This window comes from Streptomyces dengpaensis (genome assembly GCF_002946835.1).
In the GTDB taxonomy this organism is placed as follows: domain Bacteria; phylum Actinomycetota; class Actinomycetes; order Streptomycetales; family Streptomycetaceae; genus Streptomyces; species Streptomyces dengpaensis.
In genome coordinates, this window is record NZ_CP026652.1 from 6117062 (window position 1) to 6138510 (window position 21449).

The window sequence follows — 21449 nt, forward strand, 5'->3', positions numbered from 1 at the left end:
CCGACCCACCCGTCCCGGAGGCCCCTGTGCCCACACCGATACGCCACCTCGTCGTAGCCCTCGTCCTCTGCTGCGCCCTCCTCGCCGGCGCCACCGCATGCGGTGGCGACGACAGCGACACGGCGGCCGCCCCGACCGGAACCAGTACCGTCGAGCGGCAGAAGCTCGCCAAGACCCGGTTCGTCGCGAACGCCGGGCTCGCGGCCGGGGCGACGTACCAGTGGATCGTGAAGCCGTGGCGGGCGGGCAAGTTCAAGAAGGGCGCGGACGGGCGGACATCGGCCCTCGTCAAGGCGGGCCTCGCGGGCACCTTCGCCTACAACCGGCTCAAGGCGGCGCAACGCAACGCCGAGGGCGACCCGACGCTCTCCAAGGCCATCGCCCCGGTCACCGCCGGCATCGACGCCCTCAAGGACCTGCCGTCCAAGCTGCGCAAGGGCGACTCGACGGATGCCGTCGTCGGCACCTTCGACGACGTCATCAACCAGGTGAAGGACGCCGGGAAGAGCGCGGGCGCCGAGGTGACGAACAAGGTGCCGTCGGCCTCGCAGCTCGCCTCAGGATGACCCCCGCATCACTACCTTTCCTTCAACTCGCCGCCGTCTGAAAGCCGTTCGGGAGTAAGCGCTGTCACAGACGATCTTTCCCCACCACGGGGGGAGACGCCGGTGCCCGACGCAGCCAGACCGAACGCCGTATCCGACGCGGACAGATCACGCACCATCGACGAGCCGAGACTCACCACCCGCCAACGGACGCGCCGACGGCGGTTACCGCGCCACGTCGCCGTCGCGCTCCCCCTCGCCCTGACCGGGCTGGTCTCGCTGCTGTTCTCGGGCAACGCGCTGCGACCGTTCGAACGCATCACCACGATCGAGGCCAGGATGGCCTCCAAGTCCGACTACTTCAAAGACCCCGAGGTGCAGCGGCTGCTCCTCAAGCACGGCATACGGGTCGACATCCACCGGCTCGGCTCCCGGGGCATCGCCACGCAGTCCCTGAAGGGCATGGACGTGGTCTTCCCGTCCGGCCAGCCCGCGGCCAAGCTGATCCTGGGCCGCCAGGAGCACTCGGTGCGGTCGGTGTGCCCCTTCGTCACACCGCTCGTGCTGGGCACCTTCCGGGACTACGCGGACACCCTGGTGAAGGCGGGCGGCCGCGTCGGCCTGAAGAAGGCCGCCGCCGCGACCGGCGGCCGCATGGTCGACGCCAACCTTTCCTCACTCTCCGGCGCTTTCAAGGAGATCCGTGGGTGTCATTGACAGTCAGTGGTGGAGCCTGTGGGGATGGCCGTGGATGGCTGTCTGGCTCCTGACGGCGACCTGCTTCGCCGTCCTCGTCCAGTACGCGCTGGCGCGCTGGGGGTCGCTGCGCAGGCGGCGCCGGGGCGGTGCCGGGCGGATGGTCTCCGGCATGTGCATCTACCTGAACGAGGCACGGGTCGAGAGCATCGCCGCCATCCTCGGTATCCCGAAATCCGACATCGTGGAGATCTCCGAGACGTCCAACGTCGGCGGCGGCGTCGGGGTGTCCGGCAGGTTCGGCGCCGGCAGCGGGGAGGCGCGGCGGGACGCGAGCAGAGAGACCAGCACCTCGTACTCCGAGCAGAACACGCCCATGAAGACGATCCGCCTGATCATGGTCAAGATGCGTGAGCGGGACATCGTGGTGGACGCCGACCTCACCAGCGGACATCTGCTCCCCAACGCGGCACTCGCCGAGACGCTGCGCGATGCCGAGGGCGGACAGGAGGCGCCGCTGACCGCCGTCCGCTCGGACTACGTCTCGGTCTCCGGCCTCTTCACGGTCCGCAGGGCGGACGGCGGCGATGTCGTGCTGCGCGCCCGCTACGGCAGCAGCGAGCCGGCCGCGCAGGTGAAGATCACCTGCGAGGAGGCCTGGGGCCGCCCCGAGTTCCGGGTCGACCGGTACTCCGACGGGGAGTTCCCGGCCACCTGCCTGGGCCTGGTGCGCACGTGGAACGGCGCGACGGGGGAACTCACTCTGGACCCGGTGTCCATCTTCCGCTGAACACCGGGCTCGCGGTCACGCGTTCCGGTGAACCCCGGGTACGACGCTACGTGTTGAGCTCGGCCAGCACCCGCAGCGTGTGAGGGTCCGGGGCCAGGACCAGCAGGTCGGTCACCGGGCCCTTGCGCCACAACTCCAGTCGCTCGGCGATGCGTTCACGCGGTCCTACGAGGGAGATCTCGTCGGCGAAGGCATCGGGGACGGCGAGGACGGCTTCCTCCCGGCGGCCGGAGAGGAACAGCTCCTGGATGTGCCGCGCCTCCTCCGCGTACCCCATGCGCGCCATGAGATCGGCGTGGAAGTTGCGCCCCGCGTGCCCCATCCCGCCGATGTAGAAACCGAGCATCGCCTTGACGGGCAGCAGCCCTTCGGAGATGTCGTCGCAGACGCGGGCGCGGGCCATGGGCGCGACGAGGAAGTGACTGCTCGATCCCTCGCGGACCTCAGGCAGGTCGGCCAGCGAGGCGTCGTACGCCTGGGGGCGCGTCGGCGACCAGTACAACGGAAGCCAGCCGTCCGCGATCCGCGTCGTCTGCGCGATGTTCTTCGGCCCCTCGGCACCGAGCAGGATGGGCAGTTCGGCGCGCAAGGGGTGCGTGATCGGCTTCAGCGCCTTGCCGAGACCGGTGCCGTCGCCTCCTCGGTACGGATGCGAGTGGAAGCGCCCGTCGAGTTCAACGGGGGCCCCGCGCCTGAGGACTTGGCGTACGACATCGACGTACTCCCTGGTCGCGGTCAGCGGCGACTTCGGGAACGGGCGCCCGTACCAGCCCTCCACGACCTGCGGCCCCGACAGGCCGAGGCCGAGCATCATGCGCCCGCCCGAGAGGTGGTCGAGCGTGAGCGCGTGCATCGCGGTGGTGGTGGGGGAGCGGGCGGCCATCTGCGCGACGGCGGTGCCGAGTTGGATGCGGGACGTCCGCGCGGCGATCCAGGTGAGCGGGGTGAAGGCGTCGGAGCCCCAGGACTCGGCGGTCCACACGGAGTGGTACCCGAGCCGCTCGGCCTCCTGGGCGAGGGGGACGTGGTCCGCGGAGGGGCCGCGTCCCCAGTAGCCGAGTGCGAGGCCGAGCCGCATGTCGCCTCCAGAGAGAGATGTCTGACGAACCGTCAGTAATTCGGGGCGACTGTACGACAACGGCCCCCCGCCCGGAAGGGCGAGGGGCCGTAGGGGAAGCGGGCGGCGTCAGCCGCGCTGGATCCCCGACGTGTCCTGCAGGACACCACGACGGCCGTCCTGCGTCTGCGCCACCAGGGCGGCACCGCGCTGCTCGACGGCCAGGTACCAGGTGCCCGGCGCCAGCTCGGCGATCGGCGTCGGCGAACCGTCCTCCGCGAACAGCGGACGCTGCACCGGCACGGCGAACCAGAACGGCGAGAATTCCGGGGCCGCGGGCTGCTGGGCCTGCTGCGGCTGCGGCTGCGACGGCGCGCCGTAGGGCTGCCCCTGCTGCGGCTGCGCACCGTAGGGCTGGCCCGGCTGCTGGGCGCCCGGGTAGCCGTAACCACCCTGCGGCTGACCCGCGTAGGGCTGGGGAGCGGCCGGCCTGGGGGCGCCGACGAGGGCGGCCTTGAGGGCGGGGACGAGCGGGGTGGCGATGGCGGCGCCGGCCAGGATCAGGGTGGCGATCAGGCCGAGGATGGCGCCGATACCGGCGTCGGGGCCTGCGGTGGACTCGCCGATGTTGTTGGCGCCACCGGCCGGGTCGAAGATGTTCCCGAGGGCACTCCACGCCGCGAAGACCGTGAAGGCGACGCCGAACGGGCCGAGGTCGAGACCGGCGACCTTGGGGGCCTGCGGCAGACCACGGGCGACGACGATGAGCGCGGCGCCGATGATGCCCGCCAGGAAGACGCTCATCAGAAGCGGCGCGCTACCCCAGGCGTTCGGGAGCTCGGCGCTGTCAGGGGCCCCGTCGATGGAGTAGATGTCGAGGAACGAGGCGATGAACAGCAACACCGCTGCTCCGATCACCACGCCGTCGCCTCGAGTGAGGGAGCGGATATTCACTTCAGTCCTTCGTCAGTCGTCTCGTCGTCGGTGGGGAGGCGTCGCTGCTCACCGTGTCGCCGTCGGGCCGCGGTGTGAAGCGCGGGGGTGGCCCCTCATCGTAGGGACGACACTATCGCCCGTTCGATCAGGATGTCCGCCGGGTTCGATCCGTCGGTCACTACCCCTGCAGGAAGCTCACGATTCCCTCAGAGATCCCACGCGCCGCCTTCTGCCGCCACGCGCTACTGGTCAGCAGCGCCTCGTCCTTGCTATCGCGCATGTTGCCGCACTCGATGAACACCTTCGGAACCGTTGACAGATTGAGACCGCCGAGATCCTTTCGGACCACCAGTCCCGTGCCGTCGCCGATGTAGTTGGAGGGCGCGCTGCCCGTCTCGCGGACGAACAGGCCCGCGATGCGCTCGCCCAGATCGCGCGAAGAGGCGACGATCGGACGGGTGTCGGCGCCGCCCGCGTTCACGGAGCCGGGAAGGATCACATGGAACCCGCGGTTGCCGGCCCCCGAGCCGTCCGCGTGGATGGAGACGGCGGCGTCGGCGTGCGCCTCGTTGCCGATCCGGGCCCGCTCGTCGATGCACGGACCCCAGGAACGGTCACCGTCCTGCGTGAACTTCACTGTGGCGCCCTGCTGTTGCAGGATCGTACGCACCCGCCGCGCGACGTCGAGCGTGAACTGGGCCTCCGCGTAACCCGCGTTGGTCGAGGTCCCGGTCGTGTCGCACTCCTTCCGGCTCGTGCCGATGTCGACGGTGCGGTTGATCTCGGCGGTGTGCTGGAAGTTGCCTGGGTTGTGACCGGGGTCGATGACGACGACCTTGCCCTTGAGGGGGCCGGCGGGCTTGGAGGCGGAGGACGTCGGGCTCGGTGACGTACTCGACTTGTCATCGCCCGTGGACGGGGCGCTCGGGGAGGCCGCGGAGGTGGCGCTCGGGGAGGCGGGCGCGGAGGACGCGGGCGCCGCCTTGCCGGATCCGCCCCCGGACCCGTCACCCACCGCCTGCCACACCAGCCAACCGGCCAACGCCCCGGGTACAAGCGCGGCAACCGCGACGGTGAGCGGCCCACGCCGGGAGCGGCGCGGCTGCGGCGGATCGAAGTCAGGGCCTACGTACGACACGCCTGCCACCCTAGCGGCCGCCCTTGGCGGCCACGGCCTCCCCTGCCATGACCGACGTCATACTTGGGCGCGTGGTGGACGTGTTGCGGCGCCGTCCTCAGATCCCCGCTCCCGTACGCCGCAGCACCCGCAGCGAGTCCGTCGCCGACATCTCGGTGAACGCGCCGGATTCCAGGGCCCTGAGGTAGACGCGGTATGGGGCCTGGCCGGTGAACTCGTCGGCCGGGTCCGGGAATACGTCGTGGATTACGAGGAGGCCGCCCTCGGCGACGTGTGGGGCCCAGCCCTCGTAGTCGGCGTTCGCGTGTTCGTCGGTGTGGCCGCCGTCGATGAAGACGAGGCCGAGGGGGGAGGTCCAGAACGCGGCGATCCGCGGCGAGCGGCCGACGACCGCGACCACGTGGTCCTCCAGGCCCGCCCGGTGGAGGGTGCGGCGGAAGGTGGGGAGCGTGTCCATCAGGCCGATCTCCGGGTCGACCGTGGACGGGTCGTGGTACTCCCACCCCGGCTGCTGCTCCTCACTGCCCCGGTGGTGGTCGACCGTGATCGCCGTGACCCCGGCCTCGCGCGCGGCGTCGGCGAGCAGGATCGTGGAGCGGCCGCAGTAGGTGCCGACCTCGAGGAGGGGGAGCCCGAGCCGCCCGGCCTCGACGGCGGCCTCGTACAGCACGAGCCCCTCGCCCGCGGGCATGAACCCCTTGGCCGCCTCGAAGGCGGCGAGGATCTCCGGCTTGGGTGCCGCGGGCATGCGGGTCCTTTCGGTCGTACGTGCGAGCAGGCGTCGTACGACGAAGGAGACGGAGGAGTCGAAGGAGGCGTCGTACGGGACTGTGGGCGCCCCTATGCTGCCGCACCCCCTGCCGGCGAAGCGACAGGGGGTGCGGGTGGCGTGCGGGTGGCGTGGGTCTCAGGCCGAGACCGTTCTGCCCGGCAGGGAGAGGTCCAGCTCCACCGGGCGGTCGTCGCCCGCGTGGGTCGCGGACGAGGCGAGCGGGCCGTGGCCCGTGGCCTTGGCGGCCAGGACGTACGCGCCCTCGGACGGCACGGCGAGCGCGTAGCTGCCGTCCTCGGCGGAGAGCGTGGCGCCCGTCTGGCGGCCGCGCCGGTCGATCAGGGTGACCTTGGCGCGGGCGACCGGGCCGCCGTCGGCGTCGAGGACCCGGCCGCGGAACCCGCCGAGCGCCTCCTGCGCCCGCTCCAGGCCGGCCTCCTCCTCGGTGCTCGCGCGCAGCTGCGGCTTGGTCGCCTGGCGCTGCCGGGGCAGGAAGACGGCCATGAGCAGGCCGATCGCCACCGCGCCCGTGGCGATGAGGAAGGAGACGCGGAAGCCGTGCATGGTCGGGATCTGCGCGCCGCCGACGTTGTTCGCCGTGTTGGCGAGGACCATGCCGATCACGGCGCTGGACACCGACGTACCGATGGAGCGCATCAGGGTGTTGAGGCCGTTCGCCGCGCCCGTCTCGGAGGCCGGGACCGCGCCGATGATCAGCGCGGGGAGCGAGGAGTACGCGAGGCCGATGCCCGCGCCCAGGACCACCGACAGGACGATGGTCTGCCAGGCCGCGTTCATCATGCCGAGGCCGGCGCCGTAGCCGATCCCGATGATCAGCAGGCCGGTGATCAGCGTGAACTTCGGGCCGTACCGGGTGGAAAGGCGCGCGTAGACCGGAGCGGTGAACATCATCGTCAGGCCGAGCGGCGCCACGCACAGACCCGCGACGACCATCGACTGGCCGAGGCCGTAGCCGGTGGAGGTGGGCAGCTGGAGCAGCTGGGGGAGCACCAGCGAGACGACGAAGAAGGCGACACCGACCATGATCGAGGCGAGGTTGGTGAACAGCACCGCCGGGCGGGCCGTGGTGCGCAGGTCCACCAGCGGAGCCTTCAGGCGCAGTTCCATCACGCCCCACAGGACGAACACGAGGGCCGCGGCGCCGAACAGTCCGAGCGTGGTGGCCGAGGTCCAGCCCCAGTCGCTGCCCTTGGTGATCGGCAGCAGGAAGAGGACGAGTCCGGCGGAGAGGCCGATCGCGCCCAGGATGTCGAAGGTGCCCTCGGCGCGCATCGGGGACTCCGGCACGACGAGGAGGATGAGGACGATCGCGAGGGCGCCGAGGCCCGCGGCGCCGTAGAAGAGGGCGTGCCAGTTCGTGTTCTGCGCGACCAGGGCCGCGGCGGGCAGCGCGAGTCCGCCGCCGACGCCGATCGAGGAGCTCATCATGGCCATGGCCGAGCCGAGCTTCTCGCGCGGCAGCATGTCGCGCATCAGGCCGATGCCCAGCGGGATCGCGCCCATGGCGAAGCCCTGGAGGGTACGGCCGGCGATCATCGTCAGCAGGGCGCTGGTCGACGCGCTGATCAGCGCGCCGACCACCATCACGGACAGGCTGGTGAGCAGCATGCGCCGCTTGCCGAAGAGATCGCCGAGACGGCCCATGATCGGCGTGGCCACGGCGCCCGAGAGCAGGGTCGAGGTCAGGACCCAGGTGGCGTTGCTGGGCGACGTGCTCAGCAGCGTCGGCAGGTCCTTGATGATCGGGACGAGCAGGGTCTGCATCACCGCGACAACGATGCCCGCGAAGGCGAGCACCGGCACGGTCGTGCCGCTCGGCCTCCGCGTGGGCTGGTCGGTCGTCGTGTGCGTCATTACGTGGGGCCTCCAGGCCGGAAGGAGAGGTGTGCTCAAGAGCGCTGAGGAATGGAAGTGTGTGGGCGAGCCGTGCGGGACGCGCGTAGGGAGAAACCCGGTGTGCCCAGGCAACTATTCCGATGTTTTGGCTTACTAACGAATTCTTGACCTCCTCGTGAACATCTGACGTGCCGTCAAAACGGAACGCTTCCAGCCAGGCCTAGGTCTCGTGACCGAGGGCGCGTGCGGCGAAATCCCGATGCAAGGGGTGCAAGGGTGTTGAGAGCATGACGCCCATGCTCCGAGCCGCTGAAGACACCCGCATATCCGGACGTACCGTGTCGCCCCTGTGGGTGGTGATCGCGCTAGCGTGCGCCGGACAGTTCCTCGTCGTGCTGGACGTGTCGGTCGTCAACGTGGCGCTGCCGTCCATGCGGACCGACCTGGGGCTGAGTGCGACGGGGCTGCAGTGGGTGGTGAACGCGTACTCGATCGCCTTCGCCGGCTTCATGCTGCTGGGCGGGCGGGCCGGTGACCTGTACGGGCGCAAGCGGATGTTCCTGGTCGGGCTCGCGCTGTTCACGCTGGCCTCGCTGGGCGGCGGGCTCGCCCAGGAGGGCTGGGAACTGCTGGTCGCACGGGCCGTGCAGGGGCTGGGAGCCGCCGTCCTCGCGCCCTCGACGCTGACGATCCTCACCTCGGCCGTCCCGGAGGGCGCCGCACGCGCGCGGGCCATCGCGACGTGGACGGCGGTGGGCGCCGGAGGCGGGGCGGCGGGCGGACTCGTGGGCGGGCTGCTGGTTGACGGCCTGTCATGGCGGTGGGTGCTGCTCATCAACGTGCCGGTCGGCGCGGTGGTACTGGCCGGCGCCGCAGGCTGGCTGGTGGAGAGCCGGGCCGGGGACCGGCGGCGCCTCGACCTGCCGGGCGCGGTGCTGGTGACGGCGGGGCTCGCGACACTGGCGTACGGGATCGTGCAGACGGAGGCGCAGGGGTGGACGGCGGCGGTGACCTTGGTGCCGCTGCTCGTGGGTCTCGGCCTCGTCGGACTCTTCCTGGTCGTCGAGGCGCGGACGAAGGCGCCCTTGATGCCGCTGAAACTGCTGCGGCTGCGGGCGGTGTCGTCGGCGAACGCGGCCATGTTCATCTGCGGGTCCGCGATGTTCTGCATGTGGTTCTTCATGACGCTGTATGCGCAGAACGTGCTGGGCTACTCCCCGCTGGGCGCCGGGCTCGCCCTGGTGCCGAGTTCGCTCGCGGTGGTCCTCGGCTCGAAACTGGCGCCGCGCTTCATGCCCGTGGTCGGGACGCGCAATGTGGCCGCCCTCGGCACGCTGGTCGCGGCGGCGGGCTTCGGCTGGCAGTCGACGATGACGGCGGACGGCCCGTACCTGACGGCGATCATGTTCCCGGGGATCCTGATGATGGCCGGCGCGGGCCTGGCCGCGACACCGCTCGCCGCGCTCGCCACCTCGGGCGCGGCGCCGGGAGACGCCGGACTGGTGTCGGGTCTGGTCAACACCTCGCGGGTGATGGGCGGTTCGCTCGGACTCGCGATCATGTCGACGATCGCGGCGACCCGGACGGGAGACAGTACGTCGGCAGAGGCCATGACCGCGGGATACGCGCTGGCGTTCCGTACCAGCGGGGTGCTGCTGTTGGCCGGGGCGGTGCTGATGCTGGCGTGGCTGCCGCGCGGGACGTCTCCGCGGGAGCGTTGAGGGCGGGTGTGCGGGGGCTCCGGGCGTGGGGGCGATGGTGGGGCGGGGCCCGGCGTACAGGGCTGGTGGTGGGGCTGGGTCCGGTGTGCGGGCTGGTGGTGGGGTCGAGTTCGGTGTGCGAGGCCGGGCTCGGTGCACAGGTTCGGTGGTTGGGCGGGTTCGGTGTGCGGGCTGGTGGTGGGGCCGGGCCCGGTGTGGGCCGGTGGTGACGCCGGGCTCGGGTCGCGGGCCGGTGGTGAGGCCAGGCTCCGTACGGCTCGGGGCACCGCCCTGAACGGCTCGGGGCTACAGCCACCCCTGGTGGCGGGCCTCTCGCATGGCCTCCATGCGGTTGCGGGTGCCCGTCTTGCCGATGGCGGAGGAGAGGTAGTTGCGGACGGTGGACTCGGAGAGGTGGAGCCTGGCGGCGATGTCGGCGACGGTGGCGCCGTCCGCCGAGGCCTTGAGGACGTCGCACTCGCGGGTGGTGAGCGGATTGGGCCCGGCGCTCAGCGCGGCCGCGGCGAGCGCGGGGTCGATGACGCTCTCCCCGGTCAGCACCCGGCGGATCGCCTCGGCCAGCTCTTCCACGGGCCCGTCCTTGACCAGGAACCCGGCGGCCCCCGCCTCCATGGCCCGGCGCAGATACCCGGGCCGCCCGAAGGTGGTGACAATCAGCACCCGGCAGTCGGGCGCCTGGTCGCGCAGTTCGGCCGCCGCGTCCAGCCCGCTCATGCCCGGCAACTCGATGTCCAGCAGCGCCACATCGGGCCGGCGCGTCAGCACCGCGTCCACGATCGCGTCCCCCGCGGACACCTGCGCGACCACCTCGATGTCCGGCTCCATCCCGAGGAGCAGAGCGAGCGCGCCCCGCAGCATGCCCTGATCCTCGGCGAGCAGGACGCGAATGGACTTGGTGGGACGGTGGTCCCGGGGCATCTCGTTCACGGGGCCAGGGTAGGCGGCAGAGCCCGCCGCGTTGCGTCGCGGACGGCATCGGTCCCGCAGTTCAGGGGCCGGCCGGTGGCGAGGTTGTTTCCGGCGGTGCGGTCCGGGACGACGCCGGGCAAGACGCCGTTCGGCGACCAGGCCGACGCCTCCGTCAAGTCCGCGGCGTCCACCGGGAGTTCGGCCCGTATCCGGAAGCCGCCGCGGGAAGCCGGTCCCGCCTCCAGGGAGCCGCCCGCCGTCGCGAGGCGTTCGGTGAGGCCGTTGAGGCCGGTGCCGCCGACGCAGGCCCGGGGCCCGAGTGCGGTCCCGTCGATGCCGGGCGCCGGATCCGGCGAAGGCTCCCGCTCCGGCAACGGCTCCCGCTCCGGCGACGGCTCCCGCTCCGGCGACGGCTCCCGCTCCGGCAACGGCTCCGGCGACGGATCTGGCAACGGCTCCGGCGTGTACGTACCCGTGCCATCGTCCGTGACGGTCAGGCGGACGCGTTCCGCCGTACCGTCGAGCGTGATCTCACAGCGGGTCGCGCCACTGTGCCGGACGACGTTGGTCACGGCCTCGCGGAGCACCCAGCCCAGGAGAGCCTCGGTCTGGGGGACGAGCGGGGGGCCCGACCGCCGTACGACCGGCTCGACGCCCGCCGCGGACAGGGCCGAGCGGGCCCGGTCCAGTTCCGTGGCGAGGCTGCCCTCGCGATAGCCGGTGACCGCCTCGCGGATCTCGGTCAGGGCCTGGCGGCCGACCGACTCGATGTCCGTGACCTGGACGAGGGCCGCGTCCAGGTCATGGTGGGCCAGTCGGCGGGCGGCCTCGGACTTCACCACGATCACCGACAGCGTGTGGCCGAGCAGATCGTGCAGGTCGCGGGAGAAGCGCAGGCGTTCCTTCTCGACGGCGCGGCGCGCCAGCTCCTCGCGGGCGGCGCGAAGTTCCCGTACCGCCTCGGACAGGGACAGGATCGCGGCCGTCACCATCGTCGACAGGAACGTGCCGTACGCCACGCTCACCGCGTCCCAGCCGACCCGGACCACGGCGACCGCGGCGGCGAGCGCCGTCAGGCCGAGGCCGATCAGACCGAGCCGCGGTCCCCGCAGGACGGCCCCGGTGGCCAGCCCGAGCAGCGGGAAGAAGTACAGCCAGCTGCCCCCGTACCCCAGGGCCAGTCCACAGGTGAGCAGGCCCATCAGGACCAGCGCCACCCGGTTGGACATCGCCTCGCGCTTCTCCTTCACGAACGCGCGGAACGTGACATAGACATAGAGGGAGTTGAAGGTGAGCAGGCCCAGGCCGCCGATCCAGGGATTCGGGGCCTGGCCCTGGAAGAGGTTGGAGAAGGCACCCATGCCCATCAGCAACCACGGCAGCAGCGCGAAGCCGGTGGGCGGCGGACCCGGCTCTGGCGGCGCATCCCCGGGCATCGTCCCGCCACTCGCGCGGGCGGCCCGCCGCGCGGCCTTGAACCGTTCCGCGTCGGCCTTCCAGCGCGTCCGCTCCGCCCGCCACACGTTCACCTGACAGGTGACTCCTCGCATCCAGGACATGTCCCCGCTCTCCGCCCCGTCGTCAATGCCGCCCCGCCCGGGCGGCATGTGTCATGAGGACGACGCTAGGGGCCGCGAGCCCGGCCCGGCAGATGCGGTTGTCAGCATTCGGCCGGGACAAATGTCACGGGTGCCCGGAGCACTGCCCGGAGCGCCGAACCGTAGCTGACGTAGTGTCAGGAGCCTTCACAAGTACCGGGAGCTGGGCTATACAGGGGGTCGCCGGACTGGAACGCGTTCTAGAACGGGCGGGTTCCGCGGACGGTGCCGACCTCGGTGCGGCCGACGGTGCGGACGGCCGCACCGAGGTCTCTCGCACTAGTGATCAGGAGCCCCATGCCCATTGACGCCGCTAAGGCCGTTGCCGCAGAGCCCCGGACCGAGGAGATCAGCTGGACGCACAAGGACGTCCAGCTCTACCACCTGGGCCTGGGCGCGGGCGCCCATCCCGACAAGGAAAGCCCCGCGACCGACCCCGACGAGCTGCGCTACACCCTCGAATCCAGGCTGCACGTCCTGCCGAGCTTCGCCACCGTCGCCGGCGCGGGCTCACCGGGCGTGATCAGCGGCCTCTCCATGCCGGGCGTCGACGTCAACCTCGCGCACGTCCTGCACGGCGGCCAGAGCCTCCAACTGCACCGCCCGATCCCGGTCGAGGGCACGGCGCTCGCCACCGGGCGCATCGCGGCCGTGTACGACAAGGGCAAGGCCGCGATCCTCGTCATGCGCACCGAGGTCACCGACGCCGAGGGCCCGCTCTGGACGAACGACGCCCAGATCTTCGTACGAGGAGAAGGCGGCTGGGGAGGGGACAGGGGACCGTCCACGCGCCTCGAACCGCCGGCCGGCGAGCCCGACAGGACCGTCGAGCGCCCGATCCGCGAGGACCAGGCCCTGCTCTACCGGCTGTCCGGTGACTGGAACCCGCTGCACGCCGACCCCGAGTTCGCCAAACTCGCCGGGTTCGACCGGCCGATCCTGCACGGGCTGTGCACGTACGGCATGACGCTCAAGGCAGTCGTCGACACGGTTCTCGGCGGCGATGTGGCCCGCGTCCGCTCGTACTCCACACGCTTCGCCGGTGTCGTCTTCCCCGGCGAGACCCTGCGCATCCGGATGTGGGTGCGGGACGGCGGGGTCCGGGTGGCGGTGAGCGCGGGCATGGGGGTCCCCCCGCTCGAGCGAAGCCGAGAGTGGGGGAGGGACGACGCGCCGGTCCTCGCCGACACCGTCGTCGAGCACGCCTGACCGTCGTACGCAGCTGTCGTACACAGCCGTAGCACGCCTGACCGTCGTACGGACCGTCCTGAGGGGAGCCGCACCATGCGCGCAGCCGTACAGCACGAGATAGGGCAGGACAAACTCGATGTCCACGACGACGTCGAGGCGGTGGGCTTCGGGCCCGGCAAGGTCAGGATCCGGGTGCGGGCCACCGGGCTGTGCCACTCGGACCTCTCCGCGATGAACGGCGTGCTGCCGCAGCCCGCGCCGTTCGTGCCCGGACACGAGGGCGCCGGCGAGATCATCGACGTCGGCGACGGCGTCAGCAACGTGAAGACCGGCGACCGCGTCGTCGTCTGCTGGCTGCCGGCCTGCGGGGCCTGTCCCGCCTGCAAGCGCGGCCAGACGGAACTGTGCCTGGCCGGGTTCATGAACGCGGGCACCCCCAACTTCAAGCGGCCCGGCGGTGACGTCTTCGGTTTCGCGGGCACCGGCACCTTCACCGAGGAGGTCGTCGTCGACGCGGGCTGCGCGGTCCCCATCCCCGACGACGTGCCCTACGACATCGCGGCCCTCATCGGCTGCGGAGTGACCACGGGCCTGGGCGCCGCCCTCAACACCGCGGACGTGGACGCCGGTTCGTCGGTCGCCGTCATCGGCTGCGGCGGTGTCGGCATCTCCGCGATCCAGGGCGCACGGCTCAAGGGCGCCGCCGAGATCGTCGCCGTCGACCCGGTCGCCTCGCGCCGCGAGGCCGCGCTCACGTTCGGTGCCACGAAGGCGGTTTCGCCGGACGGACTGCCCGACGCCAAGCAGCAGGTCACCGGCGGCGAGGGCTTCGACTACGTCTTCGAGGTCGTCGGCAAGTCGGCCACGGCACGGACGGCGTACGAGAACACTCGGCGCGGCGGCACGCTCGTCGTCGTCGGCGCGGGCGCCCTGGACGACTTCCTGCAGCTCAACATGTTCGAGCTGTTCTTCGACGAGAAGCGGATCCTGCCCTCGATGTACGGCGGCGGGGACGTCCTGCGGTCGTACGAGCGGACCATCGCCCTGTGGCGCGCGGGCCGCATCGACCTGGAGGGCCTGATCACCCACCGGGTACCGCTCGCCGAGATCAACGAGGCCCTCGACCAGATGCGTACGGGCACCGCGCTGCGTACGTGCATCGAGATCTGACCCCGACGACCCTGGTGAAGGACAGACCTTGATGTCACTGCCACTTGAAGGGCTGAGCGCGATCGTCACCGGTGCGGGACGCGGGCTCGGACGGGCCGAGGCGCTCGAACTCGCCCGGCTCGGAGCGGCCGTCGTCGTCAACGACTACGGCCGCTCCGGGCGGGACGGCACCGGCGAGGCGTCCGCCATGCCCGCCGAGGAGGTCGTCGCCGAGATCCGCGCGGCCGGCGGCCGGGCCGTCGCCGACACCGGGGATGTCGCCGACCACGAACAGGCCCGCGCGCTGGTCGAGTTGGCGGTCGCCGAGTTCGGGAAGCTCGACATCCTGGTCAACAACGCGGGCATCCTGCGCGACCGGATGGTGTTCTCGATGTCCGAGGACGAGTGGGACACGGTCATCCGGGTCCATCTCAAAGGCCACTTCAACACGACCCACTTCGCGTCCGTGCACTGGCGGACGCGTTCCAAGGCGGCCGGCGCGCCCGTGTACGGGCGGATCGTGAACACCTCGTCGGAGGCGTTCCTCGCGGGGTCCGCCGGACAGCCCAACTACGCGGCCGCCAAAGGCGGGATCGTCGGGCTGACGACATCGACCGCGCTGGCGCTCGCGAAATACGGCGCCACGGCGAATGTCATCTGTCCGCGGGCCCGGACCCGTATGACCAATGACGTGTTCGCAGGAATCGGTGAGCCCGCGGAAGGGCTGGATCCGCTCGCCCCGGGGCATGTCGCCCCGCTCGTCGGCTACTTGGCCTCGCCCGCCGCCGCGCATGTCAACGGCCAGTTCCTCGTCGTGCACGGCGGCATGGTCGCGATCGTCGAACGCCCGTGGGTGGCCGCCAAGTTCGACACCAAGCAGGACGTCTTCACGTACGACGAACTGGACGCGCTGCTCACCCCGCACTACGCCGACCGCCCGAAGGGGGAGACGTTCGCGGCGGTGGAGGTGCTGGGGCTCAGGCACGACCGGGAGAGCTCTCACCGCTGAGGAGGCGTCCGTCCGTCGACAGGGGCGGGTGCGTCAGCTGCGGCAGATAGTGCCGGAAGAAGAGTTCGGCCACGAGCTCGCGGCGGCCGCGCACCTCGGGCGCGCGGCGAAAGCACGCTCGCAGTGCGCGAGCGGGGCCGTGATGCCTGTTTCGACGTGCCGTCAGGCCGTGCTGCCCTGGCCGAACTGGCCGTTCTCATCCCTTCGGTCGCCCTGGCCGGACGGCTTGCGGTGGCGGCCCTGTGGCCTCGCCGCGTCGTCACGGCCGACGACCGGGCCGCGGTGCCTTCCGTGCCCCTCGTTTCCCTGGGTCCCCTGGGCGTTGGTGGCGGGCGGTTCCGTCGTGCTGGCGTCGTTCATCTGAAGTGTTCACCCCGTATGCAAGATCCTTCTTTACAGCCGGGGGATTCTAACTGCCGGTCATCGCGGGGGTGTGGGCGGCGGACTTGTTCTTCGGTGCCGGTCGGGCCGGGGAGGGAAGTCGGCCGTTCACCGGGGAGGGGAGCGGGCCGTTCACCGGGTAGGGGAGCCGACCGTTCAACGGTGACTGCTGGAGGGGTACCGGGCGTACGGGTAACCGGCCCTCGGGGCCCTGACCGGGCTTCCGGTGCTCTCGGCCAGGGCCCCCTTCCCCCGCCCCCGTGGGTGCTCCGACCCGAGCCACGCCGCACGCCACCACCCCCGTCGCGTACGGCAGTTGGAGCACCCCCTCTCTGGTCCACAGGCCGGTTCCCGCCAACCAGCCCTCGGGGGCCGGGAGATGGTGGACCTGGCGTTCGGCGGGGCGCCAGACGCCCAGCCAGGTGCCGTCCGGGCCGTCGATGCGCAGGGCGACCGCGCAGGTCTCCGGGGTCAGGACCTGGCCCGGCTGGATCGCGAAGGGTGTCAGCGCGCAGTCCGTCGCGCGCAGGCACTCCGGGAAGCGGACCGGCAGCGTGCTGCCGAGGACGCCCCAGCCGAGGCGGTCGTGGCCCGGGGACGGGGCGTCCGAGCGGATGAGGAGGAGTCCGCTGTCGGCGTCCGCGAGGAGCAGGCGGTCGTTGCTGTGCTCGGCGATCTGGAGGAGCGGCGAGACCTCGCCGCCGCGCTCCAGGTCGACGACGACCGTCTTGGTGCGGCCGTCCTGGAAGCGGTCCAGGGCCAGCAGGCGGCCGGTGTCGTCCAGCCACACCCCGCCCGAGCAGCGGCCCGGCACCTCGGCCAGGTGTTCGGGGCCGAACGCGCCGCCCGCCACCAGCCACACCGCCGTGGAGCCACGGCCCACGGCGAGGGCGTACGCGTGTGTTCCGGCCCGGGAGGGCGGCAGCAGCCGCAGCCGGGTGCCTTCGTCGGGGCACTCCACCGCGCCGAGCGGCAGCTCGCCGGTGCCGGGCCCGGTCGGGTAGAGGAGGGAGAACGCGTGGCGTCCGTCCACCACGCGGTGGATCAGCACCCTTCCATCCGTCAGCGGCAGCACCTCGGTGCCGGGCTCCTCCGGCTGGTGGGAGGGCAGAGGTACGGCGTACGGCTCGGGGCCGTCCACTGTCCAGCGCTCCGGGTACCAGCACTCGCCGTCGAGGGCGAGGCGCGCCGCGTACGTGCCGTCAGCGGTGATCACACAGGCGGGACGCGGGGGCCACTTGTGCTCGTACTGCTCGTGCTGCTCGTCGTCGTGCCCGTCGTGCTCGTCGTGCTCGTTCTCCGCCGCGGGCTCCGCCGTGGACTCCGTCGCACAGGCCGTCATCGTTCGGTCACCTCCTGCGACGAAATTAGTTTTCGCACGCACAGACGTGGGACCGACAGGCGGCCGCTTCACACATAAGGGTGGCCATGTCGGGATTCGCCTGAGGAAACGGGGGAGGGTGTGCTGAAGGATGGTGGGGAGACGGGGGTGGGGTACGAGGGACAGCCCCCGGTCGCCACGTGTGCCCTGGTCGACCGGTCCGTGCCCGGTGTGACCTGCCACGGCTGGTCGGGCACGGACATAAGGCGGGTAGCCTAATGCCGTGCCCCGTCTGTCTGAAGTCATCGCCGCGCTCGACGCTCTCTGGCCCCCTGAGAGGGCCGAGGGATGGGACGCGGTCGGCACGGTCTGCGGTGACCCCGACCAGGACGTCACCCGTGTCCTGATCGCCGTCGACCCTGTCCAGGACGTCGTCGACGAGGCGGTGAAGCTGGGCGCCGACCTGCTGGTCACCCACCACCCGCTCTATCTGCGCGGTACGACGACGGTGGCGGCCGCCACCTTCAAGGGCCGGGCCGTGCACACCCTCATCAAGAACGACATCGCGCTGCACGTCGCGCACACCAACGCCGACCGCGCCGATCCGGGAGTCTCCGACGCCCTCGCGGGCGCGCTCGACCTCCGTGTCGTACGTCCCCTCGTGCCGGACCCGACCGACCCGGACGGCCGCCGTGGCCTGGGCCGCGTCTGCGAGCTGGACCACCCGCTGACCGTCCGCGAGCTGGCCGTGCGTGCCGCCGAGCGGCTGCCCGCCACCGCGCAGGGCATCCGCGTCGCGGGCGACCCCGAGGCGCTCGTACGGACCGTCGCGGTCAGCGGCGGCTCCGGCGACAGCCTCCTGGACGACGTACGCGCCGCCGGCGTGGACGCCTTCCTCACCGCGGACCTGCGTCACCACCCGGCCTCAGAGTTCATCGCGGATCGCGCTCACAGCCCTCTCGCGCTGCTCGACGCGGCGCACTGGGCCACCGAGTGGCCCTGGTGCGAGCTGGCCGCCGCCCAGCTCGACGAGATCTCCGACCGGCACGGATGGGGACTTCGCGTCCACGTCTCCAAGACGGTCACCGACCCCTGGACCGCCCACGCGGCCTCCCCTACCGACACATCAGGAGCCCCCAACTGAACGCCGCGCCCGCCGACCAGATCCGACTTCTCGACGTCCAGGCCCTCGACGTACGCCTGCAGCAGCTGGCGCACAAGCGGAGGTCGCTGCCCGAGCACGCCGAGATCGAGTCGCTGAACAAGGACCTCACGCAGCTGCGCGACCTGCTCGTCGCCGCGCAGACCGAAGAGAGCGACTGCGCCCGCGAGCAGACCAAGGCGGAGCAGGACGTCGACCAGGTGCGCCAGCGTGCCGTCCGCGACCAGCAGCGCCTGGACTCGGGTGCCGTCACCTCGCCCAAGGACCTGGAGAACCTCCAGCGCGAGATCACCTCCCTCGCCAAGCGCCAGGGTGACCTGGAGGACGTCGTCCTCGAGGTCATGGAGCGCCGGGAGTCCGCGCAGGAGCGCGTCGCCGAGCTGACTGGGCGGGTCTCCTCCGTCGAGTCGAAGATCGACGATGCGACGGCGCGCCGGGACGCCGCCTTCGAGCAGTTCGACGGCGAGGCGGCCACCGCGACGAAGGAGCGCGAGGTCATCGCGGGCACCATTCCCGCCGACCTGCTGAAGCTCTACGACAAGCTGCGCGAGCAGCAGGGCGGCGTCGGCGCGGCCCGGCTCTACCAGCGCCGCTGCGAGGGCTGCCGCCTCGAGCTCAACATCACCGAGGTCAACGAGGTGAAGGCGGCCTCCCCGGACACCGTGCTGCGCTGCGAGAACTGCCGCCGCATCCTGGTGCGCACGTCCGAGTCCGGTCTGTAAGCCAGTAAGTCTGATCCGAAGCCAGTCAGTCTGTTCCGGTCTGTAAGCCCGTGAGTCTGTAAGGGGCCTGTCGCGTGCGGGAGTTCATCGTCGAGGCCGACGGCGGTTCCCGGGGCAACCCGGGGCTCGCGGGCTACGGCTCCGTGGTCATCGACGCGGCCACGGGGGAGACGCTGGTGGAGCGCGCCGAGTACCTCGGCGTCGCCACCAACAACGTCGCGGAGTACCGAGGGCTGGTGGCGGGCCTGCGCGCGGCCCGCGAACTGGACCCGTCCGCCTCGGTCCGCGTCCGCATGGACTCCAAGCTCGTCGTCGAGCAGATGTCCGGCCGCTGGAAGATCAAGCACCCGGACATGAAGCCGCTGGCCGCCGAGGCGTCCCGCGTCTTCCCGCCCACCCAGGTCACGTACGAGTGGATTCCGCGCGACCGGAACAAGCACGCCGACCGGCTCGCCAACGAGGCGATGGACGCGGGGCGGCGCGGGGAGGCATGGTCACCGTCGGCGTCGACGGCGGAACTGGACGCGCGGGCGGCACGATCGGCGGTGCCCGAGCCGTCGGGTCCGCCCGGGGACGCGGCGGCGGGTGCGGCGAAGGCCCGCGCGGCACTGGCCGAGGGGCGGGCCCCCGTTGCCGCGCGGCCCCGCGGCGGAGCCGCGAAGGCCGAAGCCGACGTGCGGGCCGCAGGGAACGTGGCGACCGGGCCGAGTGAGGCACCCCCCGGCGAAGCCGGGACGACCCCGGCCCCGGCCGTCGGATGGGGCGCATCCCCTGACCTCGGCGCTCCCGCCACCTTCGTCCTGCTGCGCCACGGCGAGACCCCGCTGACCCCGCAGAAGCGGTTCTCGGGGAGCGGCGGAAGCGATCCGTCGCTGTCGGACGTGGGACGGGAACAGGCCGAGCGGGTCGCGGCGGCGCTTGCCGCGCGCGGCACGATCCAGGCGATCGTGTCGTCGCCGCTCACCCGGACCCGGGAGACCGCGGGAGCCATCGCCGCCCGCCTCGGGCTCGACGTGGTCGTCGAGGAAGGGCTGCGCGAGACGGACTTCGGGGCGTGGGAAGGGCTGACGTTCGGCGAGGTGCGGGAGCGCTACCCCGACGACCTCGACGCCTGGCTCGCCTCGCCGAAGGCCGAACCGACCGGTGGCGGCGAGAGTTTCGCGGCGACCGCCCGTCGCATAGCGGCCACCCGCGACAAGCTGACGGCCGCGTACGCGGGCCGCACCGTGCTGCTCGTCTCGCACGTCACCCCGATCAAGACCCTCGTACGCCTGGCCCTCGGCGCCCCGCCGGAGTCGATGTTCCGGATGGAACTGTCCGCGGCCTCGCTCTCGGCGGTGGCGTACTACGCGGACGGCAACGCGAGCGTCCGGCTGTTCAACGACACGTCTCACCTGCGCTGAGACCGCCGCACCCGCGCCGAACCCGTCGCACCCGCGCCGGGCAGCCAGGGCTCGCACCCAACTCGCCCTCCGGACACCCCAGTCGCAGCGGCACGGCGAATCCGAGCGCGTCCCGCCGGGCTCGCTCGCAGCTACGTACTCCGCCAACTCCTCCGCGAGCGCGTCGAGATGCCTGAGCGCGCGGATCGTCGTCCGTGTGGCGTGAGCGCGCGGATCGTGGTCCGTGTGGCGTGAGCGCGCGGATCGTGGTCCGTGTGGCGTGAGCGCGCGGATCGTGGTCCGTGTGGCGTGAGCGCGCGGATCGTGGTCCGTGTGGCGTGAGCGCGCGGATCGTGGTCCGTGTGGCGTGAGCGCGCGGATCGTGGTCCGTGTGACCCGAGCACGCGGATCCTCAACCGCGTGGCCCGAGCGCCGCCGCCTCGCGTGCCAGGCCCTCGATGCGTCCCCAGTCCTTCGTCGCGAGCGCGTCGGCGGGGAGCAACCAAGTGCCGCCCACGCAGCCGACGTTGGGGAGTGCCAGATACTCCGGCGCGGAGGCGAGGCCGATTCCGCCCGTCGGGCAGAAGCGCGCCTGGGGCAGCGGGCCCGCCAGCGACTTGAGGTACGCTGTCCCGCCGGCCGCCTGTGCCGGGAAGAACTTCATCTCGCGCACGCCCCGCTCCAGCAGCGTAACGACCTCCGACGTGGTGGACACCCCCGGCAGGAAGGGCACCCCGGACCCCCGCATCGCCTCCAGCAGTACGTCCGTCCAGCCCGGGCTGACCAGGAAGCGGGCGCCCGCCGTCACCGAGTCGGCCACCTGTTCCGGCGAGAGGACCGTGCCCGCGCCGACCACCGCGTCGGGCACCTCCGCCGCGATCGCCCGGATCGCGGCGAGCGCGGCCGGTGTCCGCAGCGTCACCTCGATCGCGGGCAGCCCGCCCGCGACCAGCGCCCGCGCCAGCGGTACGGCGTCGGAGGCGTCCGTGACCACGACGACGGGGACCACGGGGGCGAGGTCCAGGACGGAGGCAGGCGGGGACGAGGGCAGCGGCGACGTCATGCCGTTCATCCTGCACAGCGCTCGCAGCATGCGCAAAGGTCGTTGCGCAT

20 protein-coding genes are annotated in these 21449 nt (G+C 71.8%); 10 read left to right on the forward strand and 10 right to left on the reverse strand.

Going from position 1 to position 21449, the window contains the following annotated elements:
• Positions 1-26 precede the first annotated feature (26 nt).
• The 3 genes from C4B68_RS28295 (at position 27) to C4B68_RS28305 (ending at position 2031) form a co-directional block, all read left to right on the forward strand.
• Entirely contained in the window at positions 27-566 is a 540-nt protein-coding gene (locus C4B68_RS28295) for a hypothetical protein (protein WP_099504527.1), read from the forward strand.
• Between the two features lie 102 nt (positions 567-668).
• Complete coding sequence (locus tag C4B68_RS42140; protein ID WP_167458949.1) at positions 669-1262, forward strand: hypothetical protein; 594 nt, start codon at positions 669-671, stop codon at positions 1260-1262.
• Between the two features lie 34 nt (positions 1263-1296).
• A complete protein-coding gene (locus tag C4B68_RS28305; protein WP_099504528.1) occupies positions 1297-2031 on the forward strand; it encodes a hypothetical protein in 735 nt (244 codons plus the stop codon).
• 46 nt (positions 2032-2077) lie between these two features.
• Here C4B68_RS28305 and C4B68_RS28310 read toward each other — a convergent pair whose 3' ends face one another.
• The 5 genes from C4B68_RS28310 to C4B68_RS28330 form a co-directional block, all read right to left on the reverse strand.
• The gene (locus C4B68_RS28310; RefSeq protein WP_099504529.1) at positions 2078-3109 is read right to left on the reverse strand and encodes an LLM class F420-dependent oxidoreductase; all 1032 of its coding nucleotides are present in this window, start codon (positions 3107-3109) and stop codon (positions 2078-2080) included.
• A gap of 108 nt (positions 3110-3217) precedes the next feature.
• Positions 3218-4042, reverse strand: a complete 825-nt coding sequence (locus tag C4B68_RS28315) for a DUF5336 domain-containing protein (protein WP_099504530.1) — start codon at positions 4040-4042, stop codon at positions 3218-3220.
• A 160-nt stretch (positions 4043-4202) separates the two neighbouring features.
• Entirely contained in the window at positions 4203-5162 is a 960-nt protein-coding gene (locus tag C4B68_RS28320) for an N-acetylmuramoyl-L-alanine amidase (protein ID WP_099504531.1), read from the reverse strand.
• 97 nt (positions 5163-5259) lie between these two features.
• The gene (locus tag C4B68_RS28325; protein WP_099504532.1) at positions 5260-5910 is read right to left on the reverse strand and encodes a class I SAM-dependent methyltransferase; all 651 of its coding nucleotides are present in this window, start codon (positions 5908-5910) and stop codon (positions 5260-5262) included.
• A gap of 159 nt (positions 5911-6069) precedes the next feature.
• On the reverse strand, positions 6070-7809 hold the full coding sequence (locus C4B68_RS28330; protein WP_099504533.1) for an MFS transporter: 1740 nt from the start codon (positions 7807-7809) through the stop codon (positions 6070-6072).
• 269 nt (positions 7810-8078) lie between these two features.
• Between C4B68_RS28330 and C4B68_RS28335 the strand changes: the two genes are divergently transcribed.
• A complete protein-coding gene (locus C4B68_RS28335; protein ID WP_099504534.1) occupies positions 8079-9512 on the forward strand; it encodes an MFS transporter in 1434 nt (477 codons plus the stop codon).
• 285 nt (positions 9513-9797) lie between these two features.
• Here the strand turns inward: C4B68_RS28335 and C4B68_RS28340 are convergent, their stop codons facing one another.
• Both C4B68_RS28340 and C4B68_RS28345 read right to left on the reverse strand, forming a co-directional pair.
• Entirely contained in the window at positions 9798-10430 is a 633-nt protein-coding gene (locus tag C4B68_RS28340; RefSeq protein ID WP_099504535.1) for a response regulator transcription factor, read from the reverse strand.
• A 5-nt stretch (positions 10431-10435) separates the two neighbouring features.
• Positions 10436-11980: a histidine kinase gene (locus C4B68_RS28345; protein ID WP_099504536.1), complete on the reverse strand. Its 1545-nt coding sequence runs from the start codon at positions 11978-11980 to the stop codon at positions 10436-10438.
• A gap of 336 nt (positions 11981-12316) precedes the next feature.
• On the opposite strand from C4B68_RS28345, the gene C4B68_RS28350 reads away from it, so the two are divergent.
• The 3 genes from C4B68_RS28350 (at position 12317) to C4B68_RS28360 (ending at position 15368) form a co-directional block, all read left to right on the forward strand.
• Positions 12317-13228: a MaoC/PaaZ C-terminal domain-containing protein gene (locus tag C4B68_RS28350; protein WP_099504537.1), complete on the forward strand. Its 912-nt coding sequence runs from the start codon at positions 12317-12319 to the stop codon at positions 13226-13228.
• Between the two features lie 75 nt (positions 13229-13303).
• Complete coding sequence (locus C4B68_RS28355; RefSeq protein WP_099504538.1) at positions 13304-14380, forward strand: Zn-dependent alcohol dehydrogenase; 1077 nt, start codon at positions 13304-13306, stop codon at positions 14378-14380.
• 31 nt (positions 14381-14411) lie between these two features.
• Positions 14412-15368 carry a 3-oxoacyl-ACP reductase gene (locus C4B68_RS28360; protein ID WP_099504539.1) on the forward strand — a complete coding sequence of 319 codons (957 nt, stop codon included), beginning with the start codon at positions 14412-14414 and terminating at the stop codon, positions 15366-15368.
• Between the two features lie 162 nt (positions 15369-15530).
• Here C4B68_RS28360 and C4B68_RS28365 read toward each other — a convergent pair whose 3' ends face one another.
• Both C4B68_RS28365 and C4B68_RS28370 read right to left on the reverse strand, forming a co-directional pair.
• On the reverse strand, positions 15531-15728 hold the full coding sequence (locus C4B68_RS28365) for a hypothetical protein (RefSeq protein ID WP_099504540.1): 198 nt from the start codon (positions 15726-15728) through the stop codon (positions 15531-15533).
• 49 nt (positions 15729-15777) lie between these two features.
• The gene (locus C4B68_RS28370; RefSeq protein WP_240634504.1) at positions 15778-17091 is read right to left on the reverse strand and encodes a hypothetical protein; all 1314 of its coding nucleotides are present in this window, start codon (positions 17089-17091) and stop codon (positions 15778-15780) included.
• Positions 17092-17353: 262 nt separating this feature from the next.
• Between C4B68_RS28370 and C4B68_RS28375 the strand changes: the two genes are divergently transcribed.
• The 3 genes from C4B68_RS28375 to C4B68_RS28385 all read left to right on the forward strand — a co-directional run bounded on the left by C4B68_RS28375 (position 17354) and on the right by C4B68_RS28385 (position 20357).
• Positions 17354-18214 (forward strand): Nif3-like dinuclear metal center hexameric protein, encoded by an 861-nt coding sequence (locus tag C4B68_RS28375; RefSeq protein ID WP_099504541.1) that lies wholly within the window; start codon positions 17354-17356, stop codon positions 18212-18214.
• Positions 18211-18954: a zinc ribbon domain-containing protein gene (locus C4B68_RS28380; RefSeq protein WP_180289330.1), complete on the forward strand. Its 744-nt coding sequence runs from the start codon at positions 18211-18213 to the stop codon at positions 18952-18954. The genes C4B68_RS28375 and C4B68_RS28380 overlap by 4 nt, the downstream gene beginning before the upstream one ends.
• A 74-nt stretch (positions 18955-19028) precedes the next feature.
• Entirely contained in the window at positions 19029-20357 is a 1329-nt protein-coding gene (locus C4B68_RS28385; RefSeq protein WP_099504543.1) for a bifunctional RNase H/acid phosphatase, read from the forward strand.
• 391 nt (positions 20358-20748) lie between these two features.
• Here the strand turns inward: C4B68_RS28385 and eda are convergent, their stop codons facing one another.
• Entirely contained in the window at positions 20749-21399 is a 651-nt protein-coding gene (gene eda / locus C4B68_RS28390) for a bifunctional 4-hydroxy-2-oxoglutarate aldolase/2-dehydro-3-deoxy-phosphogluconate aldolase (protein ID WP_099504544.1), read from the reverse strand.
• Between the last annotated feature and the right edge of the window lie 50 nt (positions 21400-21449).

Bases quoted from the DNA above. Each gene is read 5' to 3' on its own strand.
- C4B68_RS28340 (WP_099504535.1), bottom strand. From the start codon at position 10,430: ATGCCCCGGGACCACCGTCCCACCAAGTCCATTCGCGTCCTGCTCGCC.
- C4B68_RS28360 (WP_099504539.1), top strand. From the start codon at position 14,412: ATGTCACTGCCACTTGAAGGGCTGAGCGCGATCGTCACCGGTGCGGGA.
- eda (WP_099504544.1), bottom strand. From the start codon at position 21,399: ATGACGTCGCCGCTGCCCTCGTCCCCGCCTGCCTCCGTCCTGGACCTC.
- C4B68_RS28370 (WP_240634504.1), bottom strand. From the start codon at position 17,091: ATGACGGCCTGTGCGACGGAGTCCACGGCGGAGCCCGCGGCGGAGAAC.
- C4B68_RS28365 (WP_099504540.1), bottom strand. From the start codon at position 15,728: ATGAACGACGCCAGCACGACGGAACCGCCCGCCACCAACGCCCAGGGG.
- C4B68_RS28350 (WP_099504537.1), top strand. From the start codon at position 12,317: ATGCCCATTGACGCCGCTAAGGCCGTTGCCGCAGAGCCCCGGACCGAG.
- C4B68_RS28310 (WP_099504529.1), bottom strand. From the start codon at position 3,109: ATGCGGCTCGGCCTCGCACTCGGCTACTGGGGACGCGGCCCCTCCGCG.
- C4B68_RS28325 (WP_099504532.1), bottom strand. From the start codon at position 5,910: ATGCCCGCGGCACCCAAGCCGGAGATCCTCGCCGCCTTCGAGGCGGCC.
- C4B68_RS28345 (WP_099504536.1), bottom strand. From the start codon at position 11,980: ATGTCCTGGATGCGAGGAGTCACCTGTCAGGTGAACGTGTGGCGGGCG.
- C4B68_RS28335 (WP_099504534.1), top strand. From the start codon at position 8,079: ATGACGCCCATGCTCCGAGCCGCTGAAGACACCCGCATATCCGGACGT.
- C4B68_RS28305 (WP_099504528.1), top strand. From the start codon at position 1,297: ATGGCTGTCTGGCTCCTGACGGCGACCTGCTTCGCCGTCCTCGTCCAG.
- C4B68_RS28355 (WP_099504538.1), top strand. From the start codon at position 13,304: ATGCGCGCAGCCGTACAGCACGAGATAGGGCAGGACAAACTCGATGTC.
- C4B68_RS28330 (WP_099504533.1), bottom strand. From the start codon at position 7,809: ATGACGCACACGACGACCGACCAGCCCACGCGGAGGCCGAGCGGCACG.